Here is a 16,071-nt window from a genome sequence, read left to right as displayed (position 1 = left end):
GGTGACGGGAGGGGTGAGGGTGCCGACCTCGGTGCTCCTCGCCGTCCTCGCCGCCGCCGGGCTGCTCGCCCTCGCTCCGGCGCTGGTTCGCCGGTACGACGCCGCCGAGCGGCTGGTGGCGGAGCGGGCGCAGTCGACGGCGCGGGTGCTCCAGCGCCGCCGACGCCGTCGCACTGTCCCCGGTCGGCGACCGATCAACCCCTCCCGTGCCCTGGTGATCACCCTCAGTGAGAGCCCTAGCTCCGGTGGCCTCGCCGCTCCGGTCTCCGGACCGCCCGCCCTGCGCCGCGCGGTTCCTCCTCAGCCCCGTCGCTCAGCTGACGACGGCCAATCATCCACGCGTCCCGCTGACGGAACCACTCGGGGCGCGGCCGGTGATCGCGCTGTTCCGCGCCGCTCCGGTCGGCCGAGCCGGTTACGTGCCGTACCGGCAGGAGGGGGTCGACCCCGACGTCGGCCCGACCGGCGGCACCACCACACCCCCGCCATCTACCGCCGCCGCCGGGTGCTCGCCGCGCTGGTGCTGCTCAACGCCGTCGAGCTGGTCGGTGTGCTGGTCGTCGGCCCAGGATTCTGGATCAGTTTCGCGGTCACCGCCACCCTGCTGATCGTGTACGTCGTACACCTGCGTGCCCGTGCGGTCGCCGACCGCCGCCGACGCCGGGCCCGGGCCCGCGAGGCCGCCTGGCTGGCGGCTCGTCAGGCCGAGGTACGCCGGGAACAGGCCCGCCGGGCCGCCGCCCGCCGGGAGGCGCAGCGCCGCCTGGCCGCCCAGCGAGAATCCGTCCGGCGCAACGCGATGGGCCTGGACCGCCCGGCCGACCTGCCGCAGGCCGCCAACGGCGGCTCGGTGTCCTACCGCCGGGCCGGTGGCCTACGCGGTCGCCCCTACGAAACCGGCCCCGGCTCCCACTCCGCCTAATCCCCGCCCCCTCGGCGCGCGCCGCGCGCCGAGGCGTGGGGAGGCGTGGGGAGGCGTGGGGAGGCGTGGGGAGGCGACAACTTCGGGGAAACTGCTGCCTCAGGCCGAGCTTGAGGCAGCAGTTTCCGGGAAACTGCGCGGATCTTGTGGAGCCGGGGTGGCGGGGTGGTTCGCGGCGGGAGCGCTCGACCTGTTAGCCTTGTCGCCGGCCCGCCCGGTGACAGCCGGGTGGGACCGACGCCGGTCGACCGGCGGAGGGGCTGTGGCGCAGACCGGTAGCGCACCTCGTTCGCATCGAGGGGGTCAGGGGTTCAAATCCCCTCAGCTCCACCCACACCATCAATGGCCAGCGGAAACGCTGGCCATTGATCATTTGGCACAGATCCGGCACAACTCAACCCAAAAACGCGGCCTCGAGCGTGCTTCAGATGTTCGGCCTTGGGTCATGACGCGGTGAGTCAGTATTTCCAGGTCGGCGATCTTGTGTTGTGGAATCCGTCCAGCACAGTCGCGCAACTGTTCGCCCGCATGACCGCAGCGATGGTGCTGATCGCTGGGCGCCCGTCAGGCGTCGGACCCGGCATCCGACGGGACGAGTACACCATCGACCCGGACGTCTTCGCGGCGTTCGTGGACGCCCTGACCGCGCAAGCCCAACCGGGAAGCGATTCCGCACGCTCTACACGCCGACGGCGAGCCGCCGAATTTGAGAGTCCTGTCGGAAGACTCACTCCCGGACATCGGGTCGGCTGTGGCGGTCGGTCGGTTCAGGCTCTGTCGCCCCAGCGTCGCGCTGGGCTGTGGGATGGCTGAGGTCGGAAAATCAGGTTGCCTGAGGGGCGACGGGTTTGAGTAGTGTTTGCGTCATGTCGAGCCCTGAGGCATCCAAGGTGGGGGCTTTCGGTCACGCCGTCAGCCCCCTGAACCACTGAGTTCCTAGGTCGCTGCCCAGCAGTCTGCGCTGCTGGGGCATGCGCATGCGCGCGTACGCCTGTTGGGGCGCTGGCCGCGGTGACGAGACGCCTTCCCTTCCTCTCGCTCACCTCGGAGTTGTCGATGCCTCTTCCGCTCTACCTGCTTGCCGTGGCGGTCTTCGCCATGGGTACCTCGGAGTTCATGCTCGCCGGCCTGGTGCCGGACATCGCCGCGAGCCTCGACGTGTCGGTCGGGGCTGCTGGGCTTCTGACCTCGGCGTTCGCCGTCGGCATGGTTGTCGGCGCGCCGTTGATGGCGTTGCTGGCGCGTCGCTGGCCTGCCCGGGCCAGCCTGTTGACCTTCGTGCTGGTCTTCGCCGTGGCCCATGTCGCGGGCGCTCTCACGACGAGTTTCGCGGTGCTGCTGGTCAGCCGCGTGATCGCGGCACTGGCCAACGCGGGCTTCCTGGCGGTGGCCCTGACCACGGCCGCGACGCTCGTCGCGGCTGATCAGAAAGGGCGCGCCCTGGCGGTGTTGCTCTCGGGTACGACGGTGGCCACCATCGCCGGAGTACCCGGCGGCGCGCTGCTCGGCGCGATGCTCGGCTGGCGGGCGACCTTCTGGGCGATCGCACTGCTCTGTCTGCCCGCTGCCCTCGGCGTCGTGAAGGGCATCCCCGCCCGCGTCGGTGGGACCGATCTGGACGGTGTGCCCACCTCGTCACTGTGGGAGGAGGTCGCCCAACTCACCAGGCCGAGGCTGGCCCTGGTCATGCTGCTCGGTGCCCTGGTCAACGCCGCGACCTTCGCCACGTTCACCTTCCTGGCGCCGATTGTGACCGACACCGCCGGGCTGGGCGAACTGTGGGTGTCGGTCGCCCTGGTGCTCTTCGGGGTCGGTTCCTTCGTCGGTGTCACCGTCGCGGGGCGGTTCTCCGATCGGCGTCCCGGGATCGTGATCGCAGTCGGTGGCCCGGCGCTGTTGCTCGGCTGGGTCGCGATGGCGAGCCTGGCCGCTCGGCCGATGGCGCTTCTGCCGCTGGTGTTCGTGCAGGGTGCGCTGTCGTTCGCGCTGGGCAGCACCCTGATCGCCAGGGTGCTGTACGAGGCGGCCGGCGCACCCACCATGGGTGGTTCGTATGCGACTGCGGCGCTCAACATCGGTGCTGCCGGCGGGCCTGTCCTGGCCGCAGCGGCTCTCGGCGCCGATTCCGGCGACCTCGGCCCGGTGTGGGTCAGCTCCACTTTGGTCGCAGTCGCGCTGCTCATCGCCCTACCGCTGCTGCGACTCGTCGCGCGGAGCCCCGAGCGGGCGGTGCTGGCCGGCTAGGCGAACTGTGGCGGCTCGGCGGCGACATCACGTGCCGCCGAGCCAGCCCAGGTCACCGACGGGTGGAACCGGCCGAGCAGCGCGGCCCGGGTGAGTTCGGCCTTGTTGCTCACGCCGAGCTTGGCGCGGATGCGTTTGACGTACGTGTCGACGGTGTTCGGGCTGAGGCCGAGCCGGGTCGCGATCTGCCAGTGGGTCAGGCCGTGCGAGATCTGCGTCAGCACCTGACTCTCCCGTTCGGACAGTGCGCGGCCGGGCGGGGAGTCGTCGACGTGGTCCGTCCCACCGAGGGTGCGTACCGCGTCGACGATCTGGTCGGCCGGCGCGTGCCGGTCGACCACCCCGAGGGCACCGGCGCGTAGGTAGGCCGTGCGGTCGTCGGCCGGGCCGCCGTCGAGCACGAGTACGCGTAGCCGCCGGGCGGCGTCGGCGATCGCGCCGACGCCGTCGGAGACCGGAAGCCCGTCGAGGTCGACGATGGCGGCCTCGGCTGAACCGGCCGGTTCCTCGGCGGGTGAGCGACGTACGCCCACGACCTCGACTCCGGCGGCGGCGAGCGTGTGGACGAGACCGATGGTGTAGATGGGAGAGCGGACGAGCAGATCGGTTCGGATCACGTATCACCTGCCTCGATGCCTGCTCCGGCTTATCTGGGTACAGGTGTCGCAGGGGCGGCGGCAAGCCGTACGAGTCGTCGCGGTCGCCGTTCATACGCCCGGCGCTGCCTGACGGCGGGGGTGATCGGTGGCATCATCGCCATCGTGACCCTCCCCGCACAGCAGAACGTGGGCCGGCTGCGCCAGCGGCAGGAGTGGCAGTTCTTCGCCACGACGTTCCGGGCGCGGCCGGGGCTCGCCGGGCTGTGGTGGGCGATCGTGCTGCTGCGTGGCGCGCTCCCGGCGGGCTTCGCGGTGGTGATGGGGTGGCTGATCGGGGCGATCGACGACGGCGCGCCGCTCACCGCTCCGCTGGTCGTCACCGGCGTGATCTTCCTGGGCATGCAGGTGCTCGGCCCGATCCACATGGCGCTGAGCCGTAACCTCGGTGACCAGACCGCCGCCTGGCTCTACGACCGGCTGACCGACTACTGCCTTGAGCCGCCTGGCCTCGGGCACCTGGAGAGCCCGGAGTTGGCCGCCGACCAGGCGGCAGCCCGGGACTTCGATCTCGGCCAGAGCGCGCCGCCGCTGCGGCTGGCGATGGGGTTCATCGCCGACGGCATCGTCTCCTTCGTCAGCGGTGTCGCCTGTGCGTTGGTGCTCTTCGGCTACGCCTGGTGGGCGCCACCGATCCTGGCCGGTTGCTGGTTGGCCACGCACTGGCTGCTGCGGGAGAGTGGGGTCTGGCGGGACCGCAACACCGATGTGGTGCGGCGAGCGCAGCAGGAGGCGGAATACCACTACCGGTTGGCCGTTGATCCCGCCCCGGCCAAGGAGATCCGCCTCTTCGGGCTGGCCGACTGGGTGCTGAATCGGTTCGTACTGCGTCGTCGCAGATTGCACGAACTTCAGTTCGAGGCCACCCGGCTGCGCGAGCGGTCGGTGTTGGCGAGCCTGGCCGTCGTGTTGGCAGGCAACCTGATCGTGTTCGGCGCGATCGGCCGGGACCTGGTCGGGGGCGGGCTCGCGCTCGGCGCGGCGGTGACGTTCGCCCAGGCGGCGATCGGGGCGGTCGCGATCGCGTTCGGTGGGCTCAACTGGTCGCTCGACTCGGCTGCCGCCCCGGTCGCCGCCGTGCTGCGGCTACACGCGCCGATGATGGCCGCCGGTGCGCTACCGGGCCCGCCTGGTTCGCTGACCCCGCAGCCCGTTTCGGGCAGCGGAGAGTTGCGGCTGCGCGGCGTGACCTTCAGCTATCCGGGCACCGACACGCCGGTGCTGCGCTCGCTGGACCTGACGGTGCCGGCCGGCTCGTCGGTGGCGATCGTCGGCCGTAACGGCGCCGGCAAGACGACACTGGCGAAGCTGATCTGCCGCCTCTACGACCCTGACGAGGGCAGCATCGAGTACGACGGCGTCGACATCCGACAGTTCGACGTCAGGCAGTGGCGCGAGCACATCTCGGCGGTGTTCCAGGACTACATCCGGTTCGAGTGGCCGCTCCGCGACAACGTCGCGCCGACCGGTGCGCCGGACAGTGCCGTGTCGGCGGCGTTGGCCGCAGCCGGGGCACATGGCCTGGCCGACCTCGACACCGTGTTGGCCAAGGGCTATCCGGGTGGCATCGACCTCTCCGGTGGCCAGTGGCAGCGCGTCGCGTTGGCCCGTACGTTGGTCGCGGTCCGTGGTGGTGCCGGGGTGGTGCTGCTCGACGAGCCGACCGCGCAGCTCGACGCCCGCGGCGAGTTGGAGATCTTCTCGCGGGTGCTGGCCGAGACCCGGGGCTGTACCACCGTGCTGATCTCCCATCGGTTCTCCACCGTCCGGATGGCCGACCTGATCTGCGTGGTCGAGGACGGCGCGGTGGTCGAGGCGGGCAGCCACGACGAGTTGATGCGGGCGAACGGGCGGTACCGCACCATGTTCGACCTACAGGCCCAGCGTTTCGACGACCCGCAGGAGGCCGGTGACGATGTCCTCGCCTGAGCGGGAGGTCCCACTGCCGCCGCCGTTGCGGTCGATGTGGCGGGTGTGCCGGTTCGGTCTACGCCACGAGCCCCGGTTGATGCTCGCCGCGCTGGGGATCGCGCTGCTGGCGGCGGTACCGGATGCGCTGTTCGCGCTCTGGCTGAAGCTGCTCAGCGACGGTGTGCAGACGGGTGACCGGCGATGGATCTACGCGGCGCTGATCGGTCTGGGTGCGTCCGCGGCGCTGACCTGGTTCCTGTCGGTGATCTCGGCTCGGGTACAGCGCCGGTTCCGCGATCGGGTGACGATCGAGCTGGAGTCGCACGTCGCCCGGCTACAGGCCCGGGTGTCCACCATCGCCCACCACGAACGGCCGGACTACCTCGACCGGCTGGCCGTGCTGCGGGACCAGGTCTTCGTGCTCGACCACATGTACCTGTCGGTGTTCACCACGCTGGGCTGGATCCTGCGGCTGGTCATCACCCTCGCGCTGCTCGCCTCGATCAGCCCGGTGTTGATCCTGCTGGCGGTGTTCGCCGTTCCGACCCTGGCCATGGCCGGCTGGCGTCCGGCTGTCGAGCAGGCCGCCCACGAGCAGGCCGCCGCCGCCGGGCGGCTGGCCCGGCACCTCTACGTCACCGCGACCACCGCCGGGCCGGCCAAGGAGGTACGGGTCAGCGGCGTCGGCCCACGGCTGAGCCGGGAGCGCCGCGCGGCCTGGGACAGGTGGTACGCGATTGTCGCCCGCCCCCGGAACAGGTCGGCGGTGTGGCACTCGTTCGCCTGGATCGTGTTCGGGCTGGGCTACGTGGGCGCCATCGCCTACGTCGCGGAGGTGCTGCGGGCACCGGCGGGCGATGTGCTGTTGGTGCTGGCTGCCGGTGCCCGGCTGTCCGCGTACGTCAGCGCGACGGTGGGGGAGATCGGCTTCCTGCGCGGCATGTGGATCGACGGTGCCCGTCGGCTCAGCTGGCTGGAGGACTACGTGGCGTCCTTCGACCGGGATGCCGAGGCTCCCGCTCCCGATCGCCTCGTCGACGGGATCCGACTGGAGAACGTCTCGTTCGCCTACCCCAACAGCGACCGGCTGGCGCTCGAAGACGTGACGTTGACGCTGCCGGCCGGGTCCGTGGTGGCGTTGGTCGGCGAGAACGGTGCCGGCAAGAGCACCCTGATCAAGCTGTTGTCGAAGTTCTACTCGCCGACCAGCGGCCGCATCCTGGTCGACGGCCGTGACCTCGACACCATCTCGGCGGAGTCCTGGCGTACCCGGCTGGCCGGTGCGTACCAGGACTTCTACCGTTTCGAGCTGCGCGCCGGGCAGGCGATCGGCGTGGGTGACCTGCCCCGGGTCGAGCAGGAGCCCGCGATCGTCGGCGCGGTGGCGCGGGCCGGTGCCGACGAGGTGGTCGCCGCGCTGCCCCGGGGCCTGGACACCCAGTTGGGTAAGGAATGGCCGGACGGCGTCGAAGTCTCCTTCGGACAGTGGCAGAAGGTCGCGCTGGCGCGTGGGTTCATGCGGGACCAACCGTTGCTGCTGGTGCTCGACGAGCCGACTGCGGCGCTGGACGCGGAGACCGAGCACGCCCTGTTCGAACGGTACGCGGCCGGCGCGCGCAGCGACACCGGAACCGGACGGGTCACCGTCCTCGTCTCGCACCGGTTCTCCACCGCCCGGATGGCCGACGTGATCGTGGTGCTCAACGGGGCCCGGGTGGCGGAGGTGGGCAGCCACGAGGAGTTGATGGCCGCTGGCGGCCGGTACGCCGAGCTGTACGCGATCCAGGCGGCCGGCTACCGCAGCGGCTGACCCCGACGAGGTGGCCGGAACCGTTCGTACGCACGGATTCCCGCACACGCACAGTGTCGCCTAGCATCGGCCGCCATGCGGCTGCACGATGACGAGCAGGAGGCGGAGTTCCGGAAGAACCTGCTGGTCTGGCTGCGTGAACACCTGCCGCCCGCGCCGGAGGTGGGCACCCGCCGATGGACCCCGGAGCAACTACGCGCGTGGAACCGGACGCTCTGGGCAGGCGGGTACGCCGGGCTGGCCTGGCCGGTCGCGTACGGCGGTCGTGGCGCACCACCGGCCATCCAGGAGATCTTCGTCGCGGAGTCGGCCCGAGCCGGTGCACCCGACCACGCCAATCTCGTCGGACTCAACATGGTGGGGCCGACGGTGATCCGCCACGGCACGGCCGCCCAGCGCGACACCTACCTGCCGGGGATCCTCCGTGGCGACACCCTGTTCTGCCAGGGCTTCTCGGAACCGGAGGCCGGCTCGGACCTCGCCGCCATCCGCACCCGGGCGATCCCGGCTCCGGACGGCGGCTACCGCATCACCGGGGAGAAGGTCTGGTCCTCGTACGCCGACAGCGCCGATGCCTGCATGTTGCTGGCCCGTACCAGCGGGTCGGCGGGTCGACACGACGGCCTGACCTGTTTCCTCGTCGACATGTCGACGCCGGGCGTGACGGTCCAGCCGTTGCGTCGGATCTCCGGTGACGCCGCCTTCAGCCGGATCACCCTCACCGACGTGGCGGTGCCCGAGTCGGCGGCGGTCGGCCCGGTGGACGGCGGCTGGCGGGTGGCCATGACCACCCTCGCCCACGAGCGCGGCACCCTCGCCGTGACCCTCGTCGCCCGGCTGGCCGTGCAGTTCGACCGGCTGCGGCGGACCGTGGTGGCGGCCGGTGTCGACCGGGACCGTTCGGTCCGCGAGCAGGTGGCGGCCCTGTACGTGGAGGTGGAGGCGCTGCGGTGCACCGCGCACCGGGCGGTGGCCTCCGCGCAGGGCGGCGATCCGGCTCCCGAGGCGACGGTGCTGAAACTCCGTTGGTCCGAGGTGGACCAGCGGGTGTGCGCCCTCGGCTTCGAGGTGGCCGCACCACGGTCGCCCTGGCGGGCCCACTGGGAGCGGGAACTGCTGTGCAGCCGGACGTCGACGATCGAGGGAGGCACCTCCGAGATCCTGCGCGGCATCGTGGCCGAGCGGGTGCTCGGCCTGCCCCGGTCGCGGTAGGGCCTGGTGGAAGTCCCTGGCCGGCTTCGACACAGGAGCTAAGCCCGACAGGCAACGAGGAGCCGGAGGTGGACTGGTGGATCTGACTCTCACCCGCGATCAGCTCGACCTGCGGGAGGCGGCGCGCCGGTTCCTACGTGCGGCCTGTTCGCCCGCGACCGTCGCCGTACTGGCCGACAACGGCGGGTGGGCCAGCGGCACCTGGCCCGAGTTGATCCGGCAGGGGTGGGTGGATCCCGAGCTGTCGGCGGTGGAGCTGACCCTGCTGGCCGGGGAACTCGGGTACGCGCTGCTGCCGGTGCCCTGGTGGACGACGGTCGGGCTGGCGCTGCCGGCGTATCACGCGGCGGGTGAGTCACCGCCCGGACCGGCGACCATGGTGGACGGTCAGGGCGGCGGTGCGACGGTGCCGGCCGCGAGCCGGGACTCCGGTGGCTGGCGGATCGACGGCGTGGCGTCGGCTGTCGACGCCGCCCCGGCGACCGAGTTCGTCGTCGTCGCCGTCGCCGACGGCGAGGTGGCGCTGTTCGCCGTGCCGGCTGGCCCGACCGGCCCGGTCTGTGCCCCGGCCGAGGGCATCGATCCGTTGCGGGTGGTCAGCGATCTCACCTTCGACGGTACGCGGGCGCGGCTGCTGGCCGGTCCGCCCGACGCCGCCGGTTTGCTGGCGCGGATCCGGGATCGGGCGGCCGTGCTGCTCGCCGCCGAGGCGGTCGGGGTGGCTGAGCGGGCGCTGGAGTTCGCCGTGGAGCACGCCAAGGTCCGTACCCAGTTCGGTCGGCCGATCGGCTCCTACCAGGCGGTGAGTCACCGGTTGGCGGAGTGCTACGCCGATGTCGAACTGGCGCGGTCACTGGTCTGGCGGGCCGCTGCGGCCCACGACGGACCGGCGGGGGGACCGGCGGACGCCACCGCCAGCGCGGTCGTGGCCGCCCGCCGGGCAGCGGTGCTGACCTGCGAGGCGGCCGTTGGGGTGTTCGGTGCGATGGGAGTCACCTGGGAGTTCCCGGTGCACTGGTGGTATCGCCGGGCCCTGTCGACCGGCGGGTCGAAGGAGTCGCTGGCCGCGATCGCCGATGTCGTGTTCGCGGGTGAGGCGCGCTGAGCGACAGCGGGGGAGCGTCGGGACCTCGGCGCTCAAGCGGTACGGGCCGACCGGTGGGCGAGGTTCTTCGAACACCTCGTCACCGGCGGCCCGGTCCGTTGGTTCTCCTACGTCAGGAGAGAGCTTTCATGAACGACCAGAGGTGGCCCTCCGGGTCCCGCGCGCTGTACTCGCGGTAGCCGTACTCCTGGTCGACCGGCTCGTGTTCGATCGCGGCACCCTTCTCGCGGGCGTGCCGGAAGTGGGCGTCGACGTCGTCGACGAGGATGGCCATGCTCGCGGTGGCCGCGCCGACGGAGCTGGGCGGGGCGAGCTTCATGTCCTCCTGCACCGGGTGCAGCCAGATGACACCGTCGCCGGCGGTCACCTCACCGTGATCGACGCGGCCCTGGTCGTCCCGGATCACCACACCGGCCTCCAGTCCGAAGACCTCGACCAGGTAGTCATGGGCGGCCGCGATGTCGTCGTACATCATCAACATGATCCGGCCGCGTACGATCGTGTCCGGCATGGTCGGTCCTTCCCAGTCGGGGCAGTAGCAGGCCGTCACCGTACGGCCGGCCACCGGGAAGGCCGCAAGCGTCGCTGCCGAACGCGGGCCGACGCCGCCGGGCCGTTCGACTGCCTCGGCTGCGCAGTCGAACGTTCACCTTGACCGCCGGTACCGGTCCCGGTTGAGCATGGACGCATGAGCATCGAGTCATCTCTGGTCAGATCCCGTGGACTCGTGAAACGTTACGGCGACCGGGTTGCCGTGGCCGGTATCGATCTCGATGTCGCCCGCGGCGAGGCCGTGGGCATCCTCGGGCCCAACGGTGCCGGCAAGTCGTCCACCATGCGGATGATCGGCTGCGTCACCGACATCACCGATGGCGAGTTGACCGTCCTCGGGCTCGATCCACGTCGTGACGGACCGGCCATCCGGGAACGCCTGGGGGTTTGTCCCCAGGAGGACAGCCTCGACATGGACCTGTCGGTTCGGGACAACCTGGTCACCTACGCGCGCTACTTCGGCTACTCGCGCTCGGAGGCACGCCAGCGGGCGGACGCGCAGCTCGAATTCATGCAGCTCGCCGACCGGGCCGACAGCCGGATGGACCAGCTCTCCGGCGGCATGCGCCGCCGACTGGCGATCGCGCGTGCGTTGGTCAACGACCCCGAGCTGCTGATGCTGGACGAGCCGACCAGCGGTCTGGACCCGCAGGCCCGGCACCTGCTGTGGGAACGGCTGTTCCGGCTGAAGCGACGCGGCGTGACGCTGCTGCTGACGACCCACTACCTCGACGAGGCCGAGCAGCTGTGCGACCGGGTGATCGTCATCGACGAGGGCCGGATCGTGGCCGAGGGGGCACCGGCGGCGTTGGTGACGGAGCACGCCCCACGGGAGGTGGTCGAGCTTCGTTTCGGCAGCGACGACCTCGACGCCCACGCCGACAAGCTGACCGACGTCGGCCAGCGGGTCGAGGTGCTGCCCGACCGCATCCTGCTCTACGTCGACGACGGTGACGCCACCGTGCCGGCCGTCTACGCCCGTGGTGTCGCCCCGACCGGGGTGTTGGTCCGGCGGGCCAGCCTTGAGGACGTCTTCCTCAAACTGACCGGTCGCACCCTGGTGGAGGCGTAGATGGCGACCAGCGCCCTGACCCGTGGCCGGGCGGTCTTCGAGTACCACGTGGCGTGCTACCGGCAGACCTGGCGCGGCACGTTGGCCAGCTCGTTCCTCACCCCGGTGCTCTTCCTGCTGGGTCTCGGCGTGGTCCTCGGCGAGTACGTCGACCGTACTCCGGTGCTCGGAGTGCCGTACGCCGAGTTCGTCGCGCCCGGTCTGCTGGCCCACACGGCGATGCAGGTGGCCATGATGGACTCGGCCACCCCGGTGATGAACAACTTCCGGTGGCAGCGGATGTACCACGTCATCGCGGCGGCCCCGCCCGGACCGTCCGACCTGGTGGTGGGTCATCTGGCGTACGCCGCGCTGCGGGTGCTCGTGGCGACGGTGTCCTTCCTCGTGGTGATGGTCGTGTTCGGCACGGTCTCGTCGTGGGGCGCGTTGCTGGCCCCGCTGGTCGGCCTCCTGGTCGGTCTGGCGACGGCGGCCCCGATGTGCGCGTTCTCCGCCACCGCCGAGGACCCCGGGGTGATGGCCATGGTCAACCGGTTCGTGTTGCTGCCCATGATGCTGTTCGCGGGGATCTTCTTCCCGGTCTCCGAGATACCCGGGGTGTTGCAGCCGTTGATCTTCGCAACGCCGTTGTGGCACGGAGTCGAGCTGGCACGGGCCGCGACCGCGGCCACCGAGACCGCCTGGCCGGTGCCGGCGCACGTGGGCTACCTGCTGATCTGGGCGGTCGGCGGCCTGCTGCTGGCCCGGCGTCAGTTCGCCGAACGTCTGGGGGCGTGATGCTGTCGACCGCGATCCTGGCTCGATCCGCCGCGGTGACCGGACGCAACGTCCGGGTGCTGCACACCAAGAAGGGCTACTGGCTCCTGGTCGCCTCGGCGTTCGTCGAGCCGCTGCTCTACTTCGTCGCACTCGGGTGGGGTGTCGGCTCCCTCGTGTCGACCGTGCCGCTCGGTGACCGTTCGGTCTCCTACCTGACGTTCATCGCCCCGGCGATGCTTGCCGCCTCGGCGATGAACGGCGCCGTCGCCGAGGCCACCACGAACTTCTTCACCAAGGCCAAGTACGCCCGGCTCTACGAGGCGGCACTCAACACCCCGCTGCGGCCGGTGGAGGTCGCCTGGGGTGAGCTGGGCTGGGCGACCATCCGGGGCACCCTCTACAGCACGGCGTTCCTGGTGGTGATGACCGCCCTCGGGGTGACCACACCGCTGCGGGCCCTGGTGGCGCTGCCGGCCGCGGTGCTGGTGGGAGTGACCTTCGGCGCGGTCGGGCTCGCCCTGGCCACCTACATGAAGAGTTGGCAGCACTTCGACTACGTGACGCTGGCCCAGATCGCGCTGTTGCTCTTCTCCGGCGCGTACGTGCCGGTGAGCACCTACCCGGCGGTGCTGGAGGCCCTGGTGGCCTGCACCCCGCTCTATCACGGCATCGAACTTCTGCGTGGCGTCACCGTCGGCACGCCGGGGTGGAACACCGTAATCAGCATCGGCTACCTGCTCGTGCTCGCGCTGGTGGCGGTCGGCGTGGCCGGTCGCCGGACGGCGCGGTTGCTCCGCCGCTGAGTCGCGGCGAAACCAACGGCGCGGCGAAACCAAAGGAGAAGAGAATGTCCTCGACAGTCATCCACGTCCTGGCCTACCACGACGCGCCGAAGGCGATCGACTGGCTGGTGGAGGCGTTCGGATTCGAACGCCGCCTGGTGATCGACGCGGGGCCGAGGAAGGTGGCGCACGCCGAACTGACCTACGGCCCCGGCATGCTGATGATCGACTCTGTCGGTGACGACGCGGCACCCCTGGACGCCGACCAGAACCGGCCGGGCGGCGTCTACGTGATCGTCGACGACGTCGACGCGCACGCGGCGCGGGCCGTCGCCGCCGGTGCCCGCATCGTCGACGAGCCGACCGACCAGCCGCACGGCGGTCGGGCCTACTCGTGCGCCGACATCGAGGGATACGTGTGGGGGTTCGGCTCCTACGACCCGTGGAAGGTCTGACGGCTCAGGCCATCAACCGGTAGAGGCGGTGGAAGCGGTCCGGGACCGGCACGACCACGGTGGCGGCGTAGCCGGCCCGGGCGGCCATCGCGCGTACGTCGTCCGGGCGCAGCACCGTGCCGTGACCACCGCCCTCGACCGACCGCGCCGCCGGCAGGCAGTGCAGCACACTCGTCGCGTACTGGAACTGCTCCACGTCGTCGCCGGGCGCGGTGAAGGCCGGTGCCACCTTCGCGTCCATCACCAGCATCGTGCCGTCGGCGGCACACAACTCACGACAGGCGGCCAGCACGCCGACCGGGTCGGTCAACTCGTGCAGCGCGTCGAAGAGGCAGACCAGGTCGTACCCCTTCGTGCCGTGCTGGGCTGCGGCGTCCCCGACGGTGAAGCCGACCCGGTCGGCCAGCCCCGCTCGGGCGGCGTTTCCGGTGGCCAGGGCGATCGCGCTGGCGCTGATGTCGATCCCCGTCACGCTCAGCCCCGGATAGGCGCGGGCGAGGGCGATGCTCGACCAGCCGACCCCGCAGGCCACGTCCGCCACCCGCCGGCCCGGCTCGCAGAGCCGCGCGTGCAGGTCGGGCAGGTAGGTCTCGATCCAGCCGGCGAGCTGATGCCGGTAGAGCGCGCGGTTGGCGCCGGAGTGGCCGTGCAGCCAGTCGTCGCCGAAGACCTCGTCGGCGACCCGGCCACCGGTGCGGTAGGCGTCCAGCAGGTGCGGGAGCGCCATGGCGATACCGCCGACGGGGAGCACGGCCAGCGCCGCCATGGACGCCGGATCGTCGGATTCGGTCAGCACCGTGGCGTGGGTGGCCGGTAGCGCGTAGCGCCGCCGGTCGGGGTCGGCGTCACCGGGAGCCGTGACGGCGACCAGGATGCCCGCCGTGGCCTGCTGCTCCAGCCATTCCCGGGCGTAGCGGGGGTCGACCTCGGCGGCCTCGGCCAGCTCTGCCGGAGTGCGGGGATCACCGTCGCGCAGGGCGTCGTAGAGCCCCAGCCGGACACCGAGGTAGACGGTGAACATCTCCTGGGTGGCGAGCATCGTGCGGAACAGTCGTAGCGAGAACGCCAGGGTGCGGGGATCGGGTTGCGTCATCACGGCCTCACGGATTCCCGGACTAGGGTGTCCACCGTGCACCAGCGCCGTCGATACGACCAGGGTAGCGAGGTGGACGATGACCAACCGACCCGTCACCGTCGATGTCCCGCCGGGCGCGGGCGACGTGGAGTGGGTACGGCACCGACGCGGTGAACTGCGGACGCTGCTGCACACCACCGGGGCGGTGTTGCTGCGCGGACTGTCGGTGCGGGACGCCGCCGACGTGGCCGGGATCCGGGCGGCGCTGGTCGACGTCGCCGTGGGATCGCACGAGCCGTTCGCGCCCCGCCCCGCCCACGGACACGACGTGCACGGCGACTTCCAGTGGCCCGCCGACCGGGAACTGTGCCCGCAGCACGAGCAGAGCTACCGGCTCAGGATCCCCCGGGTGGCGCTGGTGGCCTGCCGTCGTCCGGCCGACTCCGGCGGGCAGGTCGTGCTCGCCGACGCCCGCCGGGTGCTCGACCGGGTCCCGGCCGAGGTCCGGGACCGCCTGCGTACGCAGGGCTGGCTGTTGGCGCGTACGTTCCGGGAACGGATCGGGGTCGGCTGGCGGGAGGCGTTCGGCGTCGACACCCGGGCGGACCTGGCCGAGGCGCTGCGCCGCGAACTCGTCGACCATCGCTGGCTCGACGGGACGACCCTGCGGACCGTACGGCGACGGGCCGCCGTGGTACATCACCCGGAGACCGGAGAGCCGTGCTGGTTCAACCACGCGGGGTTCCTCAACGAGTGGGGACTCGACCCGGTCGAGCGGCAGGTGATGCGCCAGGCGTTCGGGGACGACCTGGCGTTCAACACGCAGGCCGGTGACGGGTCGCCACTGACCGCCACCGAGGTCACCGGCATCGAGGCCGCCTACGCCGAGGTCGCCGTCGAGGTGTCGCTGGCCGCCGGTGACGTGCTCGTGCTCGACAACATCCTGACCGCGCATGGTCGGCGTGCCTACCGAGGTCGGCGGGACGTGCTGTGTGCCTGGGGCGAACCGCTGGACGTCGCCGATTGCCGACCGACGACAGTGGTGTCATCACCGGTGATCTGCTTCGATACCGAGTGACCAGGGCGGCGAGACGACTTGAGGTGCCGACGTGACCCTCCCCGTGCCCAATCCCTCCCAGAACCTGCGGCGGTTCGCCGAGATCGCGGCCGAGCTGCCGGAGTCCGAGTGCGTGGTCGTCGAGGGCTGGGGCGGCGAGCCCACCTTCCGGGTACGCGGCAAGGTCTTCGTCTTCGTGTCACCGCCGGGCACCACGATCTGTGTGAAGCTGCCCCGCGACGAGGCGGAGGCGGTGGTCGCGAGCGACGAGTCCGTGGTGCCGATGCGCTACGGCCTCGGTCGGCACGGCTGGGTCCAGGTCAGCGTCCGCGCCGACGAGGACGACGAGAAGCGCTGGCAGGAGATGTCCGAGTGGATCCGGATCTCCTACACCCTGGTCGCACCGAAGAGCCTGGCCCGGCGCGTCGACGGCCCGCAGTCCAGGTGACGGGGGGTCGG

The 16,071-nt window shown here is 71.2% G+C and carries 16 protein-coding genes and 1 tRNA gene; 14 read left to right on the top strand and 3 right to left on the bottom strand.

Annotated elements, in window-relative coordinates; all coding sequences use genetic code 11:
- The first annotated feature begins 13 nt into the window (after positions 1 to 13).
- The 4 genes from FF096_RS05620 to FF096_RS05610 all read left to right on the top strand — a co-directional run bounded on the left by FF096_RS05620 (position 14) and on the right by FF096_RS05610 (position 3,166).
- Entirely contained in the window at positions 14 to 922 is a 909-nt protein-coding gene (locus FF096_RS05620) for a hypothetical protein (protein ID WP_309222743.1), read from the top strand.
- A gap of 256 nt (positions 923 to 1,178) precedes the next feature.
- Positions 1,179 to 1,252 (top strand) — tRNA-Ala (locus FF096_RS05615).
- Between the two features lie 123 nt (positions 1,253 to 1,375).
- Positions 1,376 to 1,735: a DUF6086 family protein gene (locus tag FF096_RS27450; RefSeq protein WP_375335290.1), complete on the top strand. Its 360-nt coding sequence runs from the start codon at positions 1,376 to 1,378 to the stop codon at positions 1,733 to 1,735.
- 243 nt (positions 1,736 to 1,978) lie between these two features.
- Complete coding sequence (locus tag FF096_RS05610; protein ID WP_155215254.1) at positions 1,979 to 3,166, top strand: Cmx/CmrA family chloramphenicol efflux MFS transporter; 1,188 nt, start codon at positions 1,979 to 1,981, stop codon at positions 3,164 to 3,166.
- Here FF096_RS05610 and FF096_RS27210 read toward each other — a convergent pair.
- A complete protein-coding gene (locus tag FF096_RS27210) occupies positions 3,163 to 3,783 on the bottom strand; it encodes a response regulator transcription factor (RefSeq protein WP_309222742.1) in 621 nt (206 codons plus the stop codon). The genes FF096_RS05610 and FF096_RS27210 overlap by 4 nt on opposite strands.
- Positions 3,784 to 3,927: 144 nt before the next feature.
- Here FF096_RS27210 and FF096_RS05600 point away from each other — a divergent pair, with 144 nt between their 5' ends.
- The 4 genes from FF096_RS05600 (at position 3,928) to FF096_RS05585 (ending at position 9,860) form a co-directional block, all read left to right on the top strand.
- Positions 3,928 to 5,751, top strand: coding sequence for an ABC transporter ATP-binding protein (locus FF096_RS05600; RefSeq protein WP_309222741.1), 1,824 nt, complete (start codon positions 3,928 to 3,930; stop codon positions 5,749 to 5,751).
- On the top strand, positions 5,738 to 7,543 hold the full coding sequence (locus FF096_RS05595; RefSeq protein WP_155215252.1) for an ABC transporter ATP-binding protein: 1,806 nt from the start codon (positions 5,738 to 5,740) through the stop codon (positions 7,541 to 7,543). The genes FF096_RS05600 and FF096_RS05595 overlap by 14 nt, the downstream gene beginning before the upstream one ends.
- A gap of 75 nt (positions 7,544 to 7,618) precedes the next feature.
- Positions 7,619 to 8,755 carry an acyl-CoA dehydrogenase family protein gene (locus tag FF096_RS05590; RefSeq protein ID WP_155215251.1) on the top strand — a complete coding sequence of 379 codons (1,137 nt, stop codon included), beginning with the start codon at positions 7,619 to 7,621 and terminating at the stop codon, positions 8,753 to 8,755.
- Between the two features lie 76 nt (positions 8,756 to 8,831).
- Positions 8,832 to 9,860, top strand: a complete 1,029-nt coding sequence (locus tag FF096_RS05585; protein WP_155215250.1) for an acyl-CoA dehydrogenase family protein — start codon at positions 8,832 to 8,834, stop codon at positions 9,858 to 9,860.
- Positions 9,861 to 9,972: 112 nt separating this feature from the next.
- Here FF096_RS05585 and FF096_RS05580 read toward each other — a convergent pair whose 3' ends face one another.
- Complete coding sequence (locus tag FF096_RS05580) at positions 9,973 to 10,371, bottom strand: glyoxalase/bleomycin resistance/extradiol dioxygenase family protein (RefSeq protein WP_155215249.1); 399 nt, start codon at positions 10,369 to 10,371, stop codon at positions 9,973 to 9,975.
- 177 nt (positions 10,372 to 10,548) lie between these two features.
- On the opposite strand from FF096_RS05580, the gene FF096_RS05575 reads away from it, so the two are divergent.
- Genes FF096_RS05575 through FF096_RS05560 form a run of 4 tightly spaced genes read left to right on the top strand, consistent with a single transcriptional unit; the run spans position 10,549 to position 13,480 of the window.
- Positions 10,549 to 11,484: an ABC transporter ATP-binding protein gene (locus FF096_RS05575; protein ID WP_155215248.1), complete on the top strand. Its 936-nt coding sequence runs from the start codon at positions 10,549 to 10,551 to the stop codon at positions 11,482 to 11,484.
- Positions 11,485 to 12,261 carry an ABC transporter permease gene (locus tag FF096_RS05570; protein ID WP_155215247.1) on the top strand — a complete coding sequence of 259 codons (777 nt, stop codon included), beginning with the start codon at positions 11,485 to 11,487 and terminating at the stop codon, positions 12,259 to 12,261.
- Entirely contained in the window at positions 12,261 to 13,046 is a 786-nt protein-coding gene (locus tag FF096_RS05565) for an ABC transporter permease (RefSeq protein WP_155215415.1), read from the top strand. The genes FF096_RS05570 and FF096_RS05565 overlap by 1 nt, the downstream gene beginning before the upstream one ends.
- 44 nt (positions 13,047 to 13,090) lie before the next feature.
- Positions 13,091 to 13,480 carry a VOC family protein gene (locus FF096_RS05560; protein WP_155215246.1) on the top strand — a complete coding sequence of 130 codons (390 nt, stop codon included), beginning with the start codon at positions 13,091 to 13,093 and terminating at the stop codon, positions 13,478 to 13,480.
- A 4-nt stretch (positions 13,481 to 13,484) separates the two neighbouring features.
- Here FF096_RS05560 and FF096_RS05555 read toward each other — a convergent pair whose 3' ends face one another.
- A complete protein-coding gene (locus FF096_RS05555) occupies positions 13,485 to 14,573 on the bottom strand; it encodes a bifunctional 2-polyprenyl-6-hydroxyphenol methylase/3-demethylubiquinol 3-O-methyltransferase UbiG (protein ID WP_155215245.1) in 1,089 nt (362 codons plus the stop codon).
- 79 nt (positions 14,574 to 14,652) lie between these two features.
- Here FF096_RS05555 and FF096_RS05550 point away from each other — a divergent pair, with 79 nt between their 5' ends.
- Positions 14,653 to 15,633: a TauD/TfdA family dioxygenase gene (locus FF096_RS05550; RefSeq protein ID WP_155215244.1), complete on the top strand. Its 981-nt coding sequence runs from the start codon at positions 14,653 to 14,655 to the stop codon at positions 15,631 to 15,633.
- A 31-nt stretch (positions 15,634 to 15,664) separates the two neighbouring features.
- Positions 15,665 to 16,060: an MmcQ/YjbR family DNA-binding protein gene (locus tag FF096_RS05545; protein WP_309222740.1), complete on the top strand. Its 396-nt coding sequence runs from the start codon at positions 15,665 to 15,667 to the stop codon at positions 16,058 to 16,060.
- The last annotated feature ends 11 nt before the right edge of the window (positions 16,061 to 16,071 follow it).

It is taken from the genome of Micromonospora sp. CP22 (genome assembly GCF_009712475.1).
Lineage (GTDB): Bacteria > Actinomycetota > Actinomycetes > Mycobacteriales > Micromonosporaceae > Micromonospora.
The sequence above is the reverse complement of the archived record's forward strand: the minus strand, read 5'-3'. Positions and strand labels throughout refer to the sequence as shown.